This is a genomic window from uncultured Arcobacter sp., from assembly GCF_937982575.1.
Lineage (GTDB): Bacteria > Campylobacterota > Campylobacteria > Campylobacterales > Arcobacteraceae > Arcobacter.
Genome location: NZ_CALJLR010000006.1, coordinates 198,389 through 211,699, shown reverse-complemented (window position 1 = coordinate 211,699; position 13,311 = coordinate 198,389). Strand labels below are relative to the sequence as shown.

Here is a 13,311-nt window from a genome sequence, read left to right as displayed (position 1 = left end):
TCCTTTTTAATTATGACACATTGTGATAAATCACGACGGAAACATTCTCAGGTTAGTGAGCATAGAGTAAAACTCTTTGGAATCAATTGATCCCTACTTTGTAAATAGAATTATTACATACCAATTCTTAAAAGTAGTTTAAAATATAAGTTGGCAATAAAAAAAGAGAGCTAAAAAGCTCTCTTTTAAATTTTAATGTTAAATTTGCTTCTTATTGAAGTAATCTAAGAACGTTTTCGAGGAAACGTATATCGTAGTAGTAAAACTACTACTTTAACGACTATTTACTATTGTAAAAGTCTCAATACGTTTTGTTGTACAGAGTTAGCTTGACTCATAGCATATGACCCTGCTTGTGAGATGATATTGTTTTTATTAAAGTTTGCAGACTCTTCAGCATAATCAACATCTCTAATAACTGACTCAGCAGCTTTTACATTTGTCTCTTGTGTCATTAAGTTTCTAACTGCTGATTCTATTTGATTTTGAGTAGAACCCAAGTCAGATCTGTAAATATTCATTTGACTTAGTGCTGCATCAACTATACTTTGATATTTATCTGCTTGAACTTTTGTTAATTGTCCAGTTGCTAATGCTTTTAATCCTGAAAGTGAACCACCACCATAAATTGTACCAGTTGCTCCATCATTATTAACACCAGTTGTCAGTTTTAGTTCTTCTCCAACTTGGTCATTATTATTTTGTATCATTAGGTTTTGTGCATTTGCCCCAAAGGTTATACTTCCAGATGCGGAACTTTGTTCTATGGTCATGGCTCCTACACTATATGTATCAATAGTACTGCCAATTGCTAAGGTGTTTATAGCATTACCACCTAAATCTATTGTTGTACCTGTTGAAACACTAAATGATGGATTCTCTTGAATACCATTTACAATTGTTCCTGCATTAATTGTAATAGCAGAAGAGATACCCGCTGCTCCTCCCGATGTACTAATAGAAAAATCACCTAAAACATTTCCATTTATATCACTAACTTTTACTGTTGCTTTTAGTGTACCAGAAGCTGCTGTAAATACTTTTGCTTGTGCAACTGTTAAATTAGTCTCTGTTCCATCTGCTGCAACTCGAGTAAACTTAACCTTTCCACCTGAAACAGCTGTTGTTGTGCTTATATTTGCTAAACTTTCCAAAATTAATTGAGTATTTGTGTCAACGTTACTAATTGTTCCTGATGATGTATTAAAAGTAATTTCACTTGTAATTCCAGAAATATTTACGTCTATTGCAGTTCCTGTAGCATAACCATCAAGGGTTATTGCATTTGTTCCATCAGCGCTAACAATTGTTGATAAACCTTGTGAAATAAGGTTACCTCTAGTGCTTGATCCAGAAACTTGATCTATGGCTTCAGTTCCTCCACCTAGTCCAATAGTATTTGATTGGATATACGAACTTTGCATAATATCATCTTTGTTTCCACCAATTTGAAAACTTAGTTCTCTTGAACTTTGCATACTGTCATAACTATCTTGTAATAGTGTAATACCATTGTAGCTCGTTTGTTGAGCGATATTATCTAGTTGTTCTAACAGTTTTACTATATCTTTTCTAATAGCTTCTCTACCATCAGGAGATGTAGTATCTGTATTTGCTTGAATTAATTTAGATTTAACAATATCAAGAATATTTGATTGTTCTGCCATTGATTTATCTGCAATTTGTATTAGTGCAACTGCAGAGTTACCATTGTCAATACCTTGACCAATAGATGTAGCTTGAGTTCTAAGTTTATCAGCAATTGCTAACCCAGATGCATCATCACTAGCTTTGTTTACTTTCAATCCAGTAGAAAGTTTTTCTAATGAACTAGCAATCTTACTATTAGTCTTTGTTGCTGCTTCTTGTGCATTAAGCGAAGCTATGTTTGTGTTTATTTTCATTTTTCCAACCTTGTAACAGCTTATATGCTAAATTCTAACAAGATTTTTTAAGAATTACTCCTGTTTCAACATGCTTAGAATAGGAAAATTGGTCAAATAAAGCTAAATTTAAGATTTGGTGCGTTTTAGTTAACTCTTTTAAATCCCTATGTAATGTCTCTGGATTACATGAGATATAAATGATTTGTTCAAAGTCTTTAACTAGTTCTCTCGTAGTTTCATCAAGCCCTGATCTTGGAGGGTCTACAAATATTGTGGAAAAGGTATAATCTTTTAAATTAATATCTTTTAGTCTTGTAAACTCTCTAACACCATTTAAAGCTTCAACAAATTCCTCTGAACTCATTCTTATAAAGTCAATATTAGTTCTATTATTAAGTTCACAGTTTTTTAGTGCTGAGTTAATTGAAGTTTTTGAAATCTCTGTTGCTAATACTTTATTAAACTTAGTTGATAAAGCAATGGTAAAATTTCCTCCACCACAATAAAGTTCACATAAATCATCTTTTGTCTCTATATTATTTAAAACCCACTCAATCATTTTTATATTTACTTTAGTATTTGGTTGAGTGAAACCTCCCTCTTTATAGTGAAATTTAAAATTGTCATTATTGATGTTCAGTTCTTCTTTTATAAACTCTTCTTCTAAAACAATTTTTTGTTTACGACTTCTCCCAATTATTTTTATATTTAACTCTTTTTGTATCTCTTTAGCTTTTATTTCCCATGTACTATCTAATTTTTTGTGATAAATTAAAGTTACTAACATATCATTAGTAGTAGAGCCTAAAAACTCTACAGAATAAATTTTATGGTGCAGTATTTCATCTTCAGAAATTTTTTTTAAAAGTTTTGGCATTAACTCACTAATTTGTTTAGAAACAATTGAGCAGTTATCAACTTCTACAATATCTTTATCAAAGCTTGTCATTGCATATGAAAGTGTTGGATTATCTTCATCATCATAGTTTTTCCAAAATCTAAACTCAGCTCTATTTCTAAAATGCGCTTCTTCACTTTTGATTATCTCAAATTCCATTGATGTTATATCGTTGAATCTCTCTTTTTCTCTTTGTATTTTAAATTCAAGTTGCTCATAATAATCCATATTATACAAAGTACAACTACCACATTTCCCAAAATAATCACAAGTCATCAAAATCCCTTAAAATCTTTATTATAATATTAATATTTTATGATAAAATCGATTTAATACTTATAAAATTAAAAAGAATAATATGAAAACAAATTGGCAAGAACAACTAAAAGAGCTTTTAAATTGTGATATAAAATCATTGTACCCCTTAGCTAGAAGTATGAAAAGAGAGCTACACTTTTATGTAGGACCTACAAATTCAGGTAAAACTTACAAAGCAATGCAAGAGCTTAAAAAAGCAGATTGTGGTTTGTATTTAGCACCTTTAAGACTATTGGCACTAGAAGGTTATGAAGACTTAACAAAAGAAAAAATACCCGCTTCACTAATCACAGGGGAAGAACAAAATCTAAATGAAGATGCAGCGCATGTTTGCTCAACTATAGAGATGATTGATTTTAATATGGATGTTGATGTTGCAATTATTGATGAAGTTCAAATGTTAGATGATGATGACAGAGGTTGGGCTTGGGTAAATGCAATTATTGGCTGTCCTGCAAAAAAGATAATTATGACAGGAAGTGTAAATGCCCTTGATGCCATTAAAAAATTAGCAGCATATTTAGAAGAAGATTTAATAATAGAAAAATTCAAAAGAAAAAATGAATTACAACTTTTAGATAAACATATAGCTTTAGGTGACTTAGAGAGTGGAACAGCATTAATCGCTTTTTCAAGAAGTGATGTACTAAAATTTAAACAAAAACTCCAAAAGAAACATAAAGTCTCAGTTATATATGGAAATCTCTCACCTGAAGTTAGACGGGATGAAGCAAGGAGATTTAGAGAAAAAGAGACAGATATTTTAATAGCAACAGATGCTATTGCTATGGGATTAAACCTTCCTATTAAAACAATCCTTTTTACTACTCACATGAAGTTTGATGGAATTTCAAGACGAGGTATAAGTGTAAATGAGATAGTTCAAATAGCAGGTCGAGCAGGACGATATGGACACCATGAAAAAGGATTTATAGGAGCTACTACAAAAGATAGTTTGAAATATATTAAAGAAGAGTATGCACAACCTATAAAAACAATAAAACCTCCCTTTAGAGTAAAAATCAATAATGAGCAACTCTCTAATTTAGCAATGCATTTAAAAACAACATCTTTAACAAAGGTACTAAAGTTCTTCTCTTCTAACATGGAGTTTGAAGGACCCTTTGTCGCTGCAAATATTGGTTCTATGATTAGTGCATCTACTATTGTTGATCAAAAGTTTAATTTAAAACTTGAAGATAAGTATATGCTCTCCCAAGCACCTATTTCAATAAAATCAAAAATTATTTTACAAGCATATGATATTTATATATCAGCAGTATTAAAAAACAAAGTTATAAGATATAGACCATCTATAACTCTGCCTAAAGTTGCTAGAACACAAAAAGATTTGCTTCTTGTAGAAGATGAGATAAAAAAGATTTCTTTGTATTTATGGTTATCATATAAGTTACCAGAACAGTTTCCTGATACCATAAAAGCCACAATTGCTAGAACTTCATTTAATCAATTTATTGAGAATTCATTAAAAAAAGATATTAAATTAGAGCAAGAATCAAGCAGAAGAAATTTTCCTCCCAAAGATTCACGAGAGTTTAGGAGAAGGAGAAGATTTTAATTTTCTTTAGATATAATCAGGCATTATTAAAAGTATTAGAGGGAAGCGTTGATGTTTAATCTATTTAAATCAGATGATAGTACAACTTTACAAAAAGAGTTGATGAAAGACTATGTAAATGAAGATAAAATACAAAAACTTATTGATAGTGGATTAGATATTAATGAAACTGATGAAAAAGGTAAAACACTACTCTTTGAACTAGTACATAAAAGACGAATTGAGGGTGTGAAAATTTTACTTAAAAATGGTGCAAATATTGACCATGAAGATAAGTTAGGTAAAACTCCTCTTTCTATTGCTGCATCAAGTGCAGATGGCATGATGATAAGATTCTTACTTGAAAAAAAAGCCTCATTAAATTATATAAATTCTTCTGGAAGAACGCTTATACAAGATATAGCTTTAGAAGGAAACTTAAAAGTTTTTCAACTTTTACTTGCCCAAGGAGCTGAGTTAAACTTTAAAGATGGATATGGAAGAACAGTACTTTTTGATGCAGTTGAGGGTGGAAACATCAGAATTGTAAAAGAGGTTTTAAATAACATTGAAGATGTTAATATTGCTGACAATGAAGGTGAAACAGTCTTATTTAGTGCTGCATTAAAAGATGACCAAATGATTATGAAGTACTTGATTGATTATGGCTTAGATATAAATCATTTGGATAATAAAAAAAGAAATGTTTTGTTTAAAGTTGTATTAAAAGGATCTACTCACCTAGATACAGTTGATGCTTTATTGCAAAGAGATATTAATGTAAATCAAAAAGATATCGAAAATAAAACAGTTTTAGATGAAATAATAAAAATATTTAACATTTTACGTGAAAATAATTTGGATAAATATAGACAGACTGATTATAAATATGTAAAAAAAGAAAATAACTATCAAAAACTATTAACAATACTAATAGAATATGGCTTGGATATTGATAGAAAAGATGAACATGGAAAAAGTATTCTTTTTTATGCTATTGACAATAAAGATTTTGAAGCAATAGAGTTTTTATTAAATGCAGGTGCTGATATAAATACTCAAGATAAAGATGGAAAAACTGTTCTTTTTCAAGAGTGTTTAAAAGGATATCAAAATTATGAAATGCTTGATTACCTTTTTGAAAAAGGTATAGATATTGACCATAGAGATTTTGATGAAAAATCTGTAATTGATGATTTAGCTGAGATGATACTGATCCAAAATAATGGTAAAAAACCAAGCTCTAGAAGATTTTTAGATATTGTTGAAAATGGAGATTATTTTAAACTATTAAAAAGATTGATTATAAAAAGACCTAAGCTTAATCAATCAAGAAGCGATGGTAAAACAATAATTTTTGATACGATACATTACAACAATATAGAACTTACAAAAGTTTTTTTAAATAATGGTGCTGATATAAATAAACTTGATAATGATGGAAATACTCCACTATCTTGTATGATAGATGAGGGCTTAAAAGCAAAAACAAAAAAAGAGAGACAAGAGTTCTTAGAGAGAGTTGTTTTTATGCTTAAATTTAGAGTTGATGTAAATATAACTGACAAAGATGGAAGAACAATTTTTCATAAAGCTGTTATGGCAGATGATTATGAACTTGTGGAAAAACTTTTATCTAAAAAAACAGATTTGAATATTAAAGATAAACAAGGAAGAACAGTTTTACATCATACTCAATGGAAGGGTAATTTTAAAATTGCAAGACTTTTAATATCAGCAGGTGCTGATATCAATGAAGTAGATAATGCAGGATTTTCTATATTAAATTATGCTGCAATTTTAGGTCATGCAAAACTTGTTATGGTACTTATTGCTTCTGGAGTACTTATGTATAACAGAGCTAGAAAAAGCAAAGCAGTGGCAGCTTTCTTTAAAGAAAAAGAGGCTAATTTGACAAAATTAGTTGAAAATAATATAACAGATGAAAAAATGAAAAATGCACTTCAACAAGTTGCAGATAACTTGCGAAAAGAAGTAGCAGAAGCATTAAAATAAGGGTAAAAATGTTTAATAAATCTATTATTATTCTAGCAGCAGGGGCTGGTACTAGAATGAAATCTGACACACCAAAAGTATTACATAAAATTTCTGGTAAGCCTATGTTGTATTACTCAATTAAAGAGGCTTTGGAGTTAAGTGATGACATTACTGTAGTTTTATATCATAAAGCTGATTTAGTAAAAGAAACTATGCAAGAGTATTTTCAAGATAAAGTTAATTTTGTAATACAAGACCATATAAACTTTCCAGGAACTGGTGGCGCTGTTATGGGGATAAAACCAAAGTATGAAAAAACTTTAGTATTAAATGGCGATATGCCATTAATTCAAGCAAAAGAGCTTAAAAAATTTGACCTTGATGCTACTATTGTAATGTCTGTTTTAGAGTTGAAAAATGCAGATGGATATGGAAGAGTAGTTATAAAAAATGGTGAAGTAAAAAAAATAGTTGAACAAAAAGATGCAAGAGATGAAGAGTTAAAAATCACAAGTGCAAATGCAGGTATTTATCAATTTTGTACAGAATTTTTATTAAATTCATTACCTCTTTTATCAAATGATAATGCACAAGAAGAGTACTACATCACAGATTTAATAGAAATAGCTATTAATAATAAAGAAACGTTAAAACCAATAGTAGTAAATGAAGAAAACTTTAAAGGTGTTAATTCAAAATATGAACTTGCCCTTGCTGAGGTTATTCAGCAAAATAGAATAAAAGAATCTTTTATGAAAGCTGGAGTTATCATGAAGTTACCTGAGACTATTTATATAGAATCAGGTGTTGAAATCAGTGGAGAGAGTATTATTGAAAATGGAGTTACTATTTTAGGAAATAGTAAAATAGAAAATTCCCATATAAAAACAAATACAGTAATAGAAGATGCGATACTAACAAATAGTGATGCGGGACCAATGGCAAGAATAAGACCAGGTTCAATTATAAAAGATACACATATAGGAAATTTTGTTGAGACTAAAAAAGCAATTTTAACAGGTGTCAAAGCTGGACATCTCTCATATCTTGGCGATTGTGAAATTGATGAGGGTACAAATATAGGCTGTGGAACAATTACTTGTAATTATGATGGTATTAAAAAATATCAAACAAAAATAGGCAAAAATGTATTTATAGGAAGTGATACACAACTTGTAGCTCCTGTAACTATTGAAGATGATGTTTTAATAGGAGCTGGAAGCACAGTTACAAAAAATGTGAAAAAGGGTGACTTAGTCTTAACAAGAGCAGCTACAAAAGTTGTAAAAGGATATTTTTACAAATTTTTTGGAAAAAAAGATGCTTAAAGATAAAAACATTTTAGTAGGAGTTACAGGCTCAATTGCTATATATAAAACCTTAGAACTAATAAGATTATATATAAAAGCTGAGGCAAATGTAAAAGTTATTATGACATCTTCTGCTAAAAAATTTATCACACCTTTAACTTTTGAAACTATTTCACAAGCACAAATTTTAGATGATACAAATGAGTCTTGGAATAAAGACTCCCACTATAATCACATAGCAATTGGAAAGTGGGCTGATATTTTTGTCATAGCTCCTGCTAGCGCAAATACAATCAATAAACTAAGCAATGGTATTGCAGATAATATATTAACTCAAACAGCGTTAGCCTACCCAAGAGTAAAACTTCTTTGTCCTGCTGCAAATACAAATATGATACAAAATCCCATTACAAAAGCAAGTATGAAGATGCTAAAACTTTGTAATTATAAAATCATAGACTCAGTATCAAAAGAGTTAGCTTGTAGAGATATAGGAAATGGTGCTTTAAGTGAAGTTGATGATATCTATTATACTACTTTAAAAGAGTTATTAAAAGATGAGTATTGGGAAAATAGGAAAGTAGTTTTAAGTGGTGGAGGAAGTGTAGAAAAAATTGATGATGTTAGATATATCTCTAATTTTTCTTCAGGAAAAATGGCTGCTTCTTTAGCTTTAGCACTTTATTTAAAAGGTGCAGATGTTTGTTTGATTAGTTCAAGAGGACATGAAAATTTACCAAAAGAGATACATATAATAGAAGCACAAAGCTCTCAAGAGATGTATAAATATCTAGAAGATTCTATTAGAGTTGCCAAAAAAGGAATAATGAGTTCTACCACTTTAATGGATAAATCAAATCCAAGTCTAATACAAAAAAAACCATATCTTTTTATGGTAGCAGCAGTGAGTGATTATCTTCCTTCGTTTCCACAAAGTGGAAAACTAAAAAAAGCTGCACTTGGACAAAAGTGGAATTTAGAGTTAAGACAAAATATTGACCTGCTATCAAATTTAGAAAAAAGCGATATTTACACTATTGGCTTTAAAGCTGAGATGGATAAAAAACTTGCCTATGAAAATGCAAAAAATATGAGAAGTGAAAAAAACATCGATGGAGTTTGTCTAAATATAATTGATGAGAATAACTCTTTTGGTTCTAGTTCAAATAAGATTGATTTGATAACAAATGATAAAACAATAAGTTTTGAGGGGGATAAATTAGATGTCTCTTTAAATCTTTTAAATACTTTATCTTTGGAGTTTTATGAATAATATGCCAGAACATGTTGCTATTATCATGGATGGCAATGGTAGATGGGCAAAAGAGCAGGGGTTAAATAGAACTGCTGGTCATGAAGAGGGGGCTAAAACTGTAAGAGAGATTACAACCCATGCAAATAATTTGGGAATCAAATATTTGACTCTTTATGCATTTTCAACAGAAAATTGGTCACGTCCAAAACTTGAAGTAGAATTTTTGATGAAACTATTGGAAAGATATTTAAAAAATGAGCTATCAATATATTTAGAAAATAGTGTGAAGTTTAAAGCAATAGGTGATTTGTCAAAGTTTTCAAAATCTTTACAAAAAGTTATAAATGATACCCAAGAAAAAACAAAAAATGGACAAGGTCTTACTCAAGTATTAGCTTTAAATTATGGTTCAAGAGATGAAATAACAAGGGCAGTAAAAAAGCTAGTTGATAAAAAACTTGAAGTTAACCAAGATAATATTGAATCTTGCCTAGATACAGCAGGTATTCCAGATGTGGATATGCTTATACGAACAAGTGGAGAGATTAGACTTTCAAATTATCTTTTATGGCAATGTGCCTATGCAGAGATGTTTTTTACAAAGACCTATTGGCCTGAGTTTTCTAAAAATGAATTTGATGATTTATTAAGTGATTATACCAATAGAGAGAGAAGATTTGGAGCTGTATAGTATTTCTGTATTTATTTTTGGTGCAATTATTGGCTCATTTTTAAATGTAGTTATTTATAGAGTACCAAAATGTGAATCTATTATTACCCCAAGAAGTCATTGTACTAATTGTCAAAAAACTATAGTGTGGTATCATAATATTCCTATTGTTTCATTTATAATTCTTGCAGGAAGATGTAAGTATTGTGATGAAAAGTACTCTATGCAGTATTTTTTTATAGAAGTTTTATCTGCCCTTGTTGCTTTAGCTTTATTTTTAAAAATAGGGGTTTCTTTAGAGTATTTTTTGATTTTGGCACTATTTTATACTCTACTTGTATTATCTTTTATTGATTTAGAATATAAAGCAGTTCCTGATTGGATTTTATTACTTGTACTTATTTTTGGTTTTTCTTATATTCATAATGACTTTTTAAACTCTATAAAATACGGGTTTATTTTTGCAGGGGCTTTTGTAATACTTGATTTTATTATTACTTTTTATATTCAAAATATAAAATCAAAGATATTAAAAGATGAGACTCTAAAAACTCAAAAAGCACTAGGTGAGGGTGATTTACCAGTAATTGCAGTAATTGGTGCAGTGTTAGGATTAAGTTCTGGGCTCATTGCTATATTTTTAGCAGCACTTTTTGCTATAATTCCCTCAATATATAACAACGCTAAAAAAAATGAAAGACAGACAGCTTTTATACCTTATTTGTCTTTAGGTTTTTTTATTGAGTATATATTTCAAATTTCAAAGGTTATTTTGTGAAGCTAAAACAGTATTTACTATCTCAATTTTCTAATACATTTTTTCCTATTTTTTTAGTACTCTATTTTATTACATCAATAATATTTTTAGTAAGAATTGCTTCGGTGACATCAGTTATTACGATTGATTTATTTGAATTACTTACACTCTATGCGTATAACCTTCCAAGTATTATATTTTATACTATGCCTATATCTTTTTTTGTTTCATTGGTAATCACCTTATCAAAGTTGTCTAGTGAGTATGAATTGATAGTAATTACTTCATTTGGGTTAAACCCAACAAATATTTTAAAGATATTTTTACCAATCACTTTTATAATGTCTATTTCTCTTTTAATTATCTCTATTGGATTGATCCCAAAGACAAAATACCTTTCCCAAGAGATGATTAATCAAAAAACAAAAGAGGCTAATTTTAATATTAAAGCATCTGAATTTGGGCAAAAGTTTGGTGACTGGCTTATATATATTAGTAAAAAAGATGATAAATTATATGAAGAGGTAAAGTTATTTAAAGCACAAAAAAAAGATGCAGACCAATTTATAATTGCTAAAAATGCTAGATTAAATAATGACTCAGGAAATTTAAGTTTTGTTTTAAAAGATGGTAAAACTTTCTTTTTTGAAAAAGATAAAATCAATCAAATTGATTATAAAGTAATGCATATAAATGATACTTTAAGTGAGTCTTCAATTACACCTTTTACAGATGCCTTTGATTATTGGAATATAAGAAGTAATAGTAAAAGTCATGTTGCAAAACTCTCTTTTTATGTTTTAACTTCTATTTTCCCTTTTATTTCTATTTATTTAGTAGTTGCTTTTGGATACTTTAATCCCAGATATGAGAAGAATAGGTCAGTTGCTTATGCAATTGTTAGTGTTGTTGGCTTTTATTTAATCTCAGACCCACTAACAAAAGCAATAGGTTTTGCTTCAATTATTGTAGTTGCAGTTTTTTGGGCAATCTTATCATACTATATATATAAGTCAAATGTTCAAAAAGTATATTAATGAACGTAAAAATTACCATCTCTTATGATGGCTTTTCTTATCAAGGTTCCCAAAGACAACCCAATAAAAAAAGTGTAGAAAACAAACTTATAGAAGTTTTCAATCTTTTAAATATAGAACCTAAAATAATTTTAAGTGGAAGAACAGATAAACAAGTTCATGCTACAGGGCAAGTTTTTAATATCAATATCCCTATTTTTTGGTCAGATTTAAAAAAACTAAAAAAAGTTTTGAATCACAAATTACCAACTTCCATTAGAATTAAAAATATCAAAAAAGTAAGTGATGAGTTTCACTCAAGATTTCATGCAAAAAAAAGAGTTTACAGATATGTAGTAAGTACAAAAGAGATAACACCCTTTTTAGCAAACTATGTCACCTTTGTAAAAAGTATAAATGAACAGAAGATTAAAGAAGCCATACAATTATTTAATGGTTTGCATGATTTTGAATATTTTCATAAGCTTGGTAGTGATAAGGAGAATCTAGTTAGAGAAGTTTATGATACTAAATTTTATAAATATAAAGATTTTTATATTTTTAAGTTTGAAGCAAACTCATACTTAAGGTCACAAATCAGGCTTATGGTAGGATTTTTACTTAAAATCTCTGATGGAAAATTATCAAAAGATGATTTAAAAAATCAACTTGAAAAGAAAAAAATAACAAATAAAATACCAGCCCCTGCCAATGGATTATATTTAGCAAAAGTTAAATATTTTTTTTAATAAATATTAAATAATTTTATGTAGTTTTTTTGTTTAATAAAAAAAAGCAAAAAAATGCTATAATAATAATTATAAGATAAAAGAATTAAATATAGGAGCTCTAAATGAGTACATATACAACTAGAGTCTTACTCGTAGAAGACGAAGAAGTTGCTAGAAAAACACTATCTTTTTATTTAAATACAATTTTTGATGAAGTTGTTGTAGCAAGTGATGGACAAGAGGGAATTGATTTTTATAAAGAGAGTTTCAATGATAATAGATGTTTTGATTTAGTCTTAACAGATATTAAGATGCCAAATAAAGATGGTATTGAAATGATTGATGAAATTTTGGAATTGGTTCCAGAACAAAAGTTTATTATAGTTTCTGCACATAAAAATGAAGAAGATTTATTAAAACTTATTAACTTAAAAGTCCTAGGATACTTTGTAAAACCATTAAATGTTGACAATATGATGGATATGCTTCAAAAAGCAAACGAAGAGTTATTAAATGCAAAAAAAGATAGTACAGAAGATGATTCACCACTAGCTTTAAATAATACATATACATATAATAGATCTAGAAGTCTATTATACAAAGATGGACTAAGTGTAAAACTATCTAAAAAAGAGTCTCAGATTTTAGAAGTTTTAATTAAAAACTTAGGAGAAGTTGTTTCTGTTGAGAAATTTAAAGAAGATGTTTGGGGAGACTTATCAACAAATGATTCTGCATTTAGAACAGTAATGAAAAGATTAAAAGATAAAATTATTGATGATGACTTTATCATCTCTCAAAAAGGTTACGGTTATATTATAGAATTACCTTATATGTAATCTATATTTATAAAACTTTTAAAAAGGTGAGAATTATTTCTCACCTTTTTTTATTTCTATTAAAATCGGATAAAA

At 28.7% G+C, this 13,311-nt stretch carries 11 protein-coding genes; 9 read left to right on the top strand and 2 right to left on the bottom strand.

The genetic code is table 11. The features are described 5' to 3' along the window. Positions 1-287: 287 nt before the first annotated feature. Together Q0617_RS06155 and trmA are read right to left on the bottom strand one after the other, a co-directional pair. Positions 288-1,904 (bottom strand): flagellin, encoded by a 1,617-nt coding sequence (locus tag Q0617_RS06155; RefSeq protein ID WP_298751612.1) that lies wholly within the window; start codon positions 1,902-1,904, stop codon positions 288-290. Between the two features lie 34 nt (positions 1,905-1,938). After that, on the bottom strand, positions 1,939-3,060 hold the full coding sequence (gene trmA / locus Q0617_RS06150; RefSeq protein WP_298751610.1) for a tRNA (uridine(54)-C5)-methyltransferase TrmA: 1,122 nt from the start codon (positions 3,058-3,060) through the stop codon (positions 1,939-1,941). 82 nt (positions 3,061-3,142) lie between these two features. Here trmA and Q0617_RS06145 point away from each other — a divergent pair, with 82 nt between their 5' ends. The 9 genes from Q0617_RS06145 to Q0617_RS06105 all read left to right on the top strand — a co-directional run bounded on the left by Q0617_RS06145 (position 3,143) and on the right by Q0617_RS06105 (position 13,236). Continuing rightward, positions 3,143-4,681, top strand: a complete 1,539-nt coding sequence (locus tag Q0617_RS06145) for a helicase-related protein (protein ID WP_298751608.1) — start codon at positions 3,143-3,145, stop codon at positions 4,679-4,681. 51 nt (positions 4,682-4,732) lie between these two features. Continuing rightward, entirely contained in the window at positions 4,733-6,676 is a 1,944-nt protein-coding gene (locus Q0617_RS06140; RefSeq protein WP_298751606.1) for an ankyrin repeat domain-containing protein, read from the top strand. An 8-nt stretch (positions 6,677-6,684) separates the two neighbouring features. After that, positions 6,685-7,986, top strand: coding sequence for a bifunctional UDP-N-acetylglucosamine diphosphorylase/glucosamine-1-phosphate N-acetyltransferase GlmU (glmU, locus tag Q0617_RS06135; RefSeq protein ID WP_298751604.1), 1,302 nt, complete (start codon positions 6,685-6,687; stop codon positions 7,984-7,986). Next, positions 7,979-9,241, top strand: a complete 1,263-nt coding sequence (coaBC, locus tag Q0617_RS06130) for a bifunctional phosphopantothenoylcysteine decarboxylase/phosphopantothenate--cysteine ligase CoaBC (RefSeq protein WP_298751602.1) — start codon at positions 7,979-7,981, stop codon at positions 9,239-9,241. The genes glmU and coaBC overlap by 8 nt, the downstream gene beginning before the upstream one ends. Then, positions 9,234-9,914 carry a di-trans,poly-cis-decaprenylcistransferase gene (locus Q0617_RS06125; protein WP_298751600.1) on the top strand — a complete coding sequence of 227 codons (681 nt, stop codon included), beginning with the start codon at positions 9,234-9,236 and terminating at the stop codon, positions 9,912-9,914. Before coaBC ends, Q0617_RS06125 begins: the two co-directional genes overlap by 8 nt. Further along, on the top strand, positions 9,874-10,671 hold the full coding sequence (locus tag Q0617_RS06120) for an A24 family peptidase (RefSeq protein ID WP_298751598.1): 798 nt from the start codon (positions 9,874-9,876) through the stop codon (positions 10,669-10,671). The genes Q0617_RS06125 and Q0617_RS06120 overlap by 41 nt, the downstream gene beginning before the upstream one ends. Further along, entirely contained in the window at positions 10,668-11,687 is a 1,020-nt protein-coding gene (locus Q0617_RS06115) for an LptF/LptG family permease (protein ID WP_298751596.1), read from the top strand. The genes Q0617_RS06120 and Q0617_RS06115 overlap by 4 nt, the downstream gene beginning before the upstream one ends. Then, complete coding sequence (gene truA / locus Q0617_RS06110) at positions 11,687-12,415, top strand: tRNA pseudouridine(38-40) synthase TruA (RefSeq protein WP_298751594.1); 729 nt, start codon at positions 11,687-11,689, stop codon at positions 12,413-12,415. Before Q0617_RS06115 ends, truA begins: the two co-directional genes overlap by 1 nt. A 104-nt stretch (positions 12,416-12,519) precedes the next feature. After that, a complete protein-coding gene (locus Q0617_RS06105; RefSeq protein WP_298751591.1) occupies positions 12,520-13,236 on the top strand; it encodes a response regulator transcription factor in 717 nt (238 codons plus the stop codon). Positions 13,237-13,311: the final 75 nt, after the last annotated feature.

Coding starts and splice junctions, on each gene's coding strand:
- Q0617_RS06155 (WP_298751612.1), bottom strand. CDS start 1,904: ATGAAAATAAACACAAACATAGCTTCGCTTAATGCACAAGAAGCAGCA.
- trmA (WP_298751610.1), bottom strand. CDS start 3,060: ATGACTTGTGATTATTTTGGGAAATGTGGTAGTTGTACTTTGTATAAT.
- Q0617_RS06145 (WP_298751608.1), top strand. CDS start 3,143: ATGAAAACAAATTGGCAAGAACAACTAAAAGAGCTTTTAAATTGTGAT.
- Q0617_RS06140 (WP_298751606.1), top strand. CDS start 4,733: ATGTTTAATCTATTTAAATCAGATGATAGTACAACTTTACAAAAAGAG.
- glmU (WP_298751604.1), top strand. CDS start 6,685: ATGTTTAATAAATCTATTATTATTCTAGCAGCAGGGGCTGGTACTAGA.
- coaBC (WP_298751602.1), top strand. CDS start 7,979: ATGCTTAAAGATAAAAACATTTTAGTAGGAGTTACAGGCTCAATTGCT.
- Q0617_RS06125 (WP_298751600.1), top strand. CDS start 9,234: ATGAATAATATGCCAGAACATGTTGCTATTATCATGGATGGCAATGGT.
- truA (WP_298751594.1), top strand. CDS start 11,687: ATGAACGTAAAAATTACCATCTCTTATGATGGCTTTTCTTATCAAGGT.
- Q0617_RS06105 (WP_298751591.1), top strand. CDS start 12,520: ATGAGTACATATACAACTAGAGTCTTACTCGTAGAAGACGAAGAAGTT.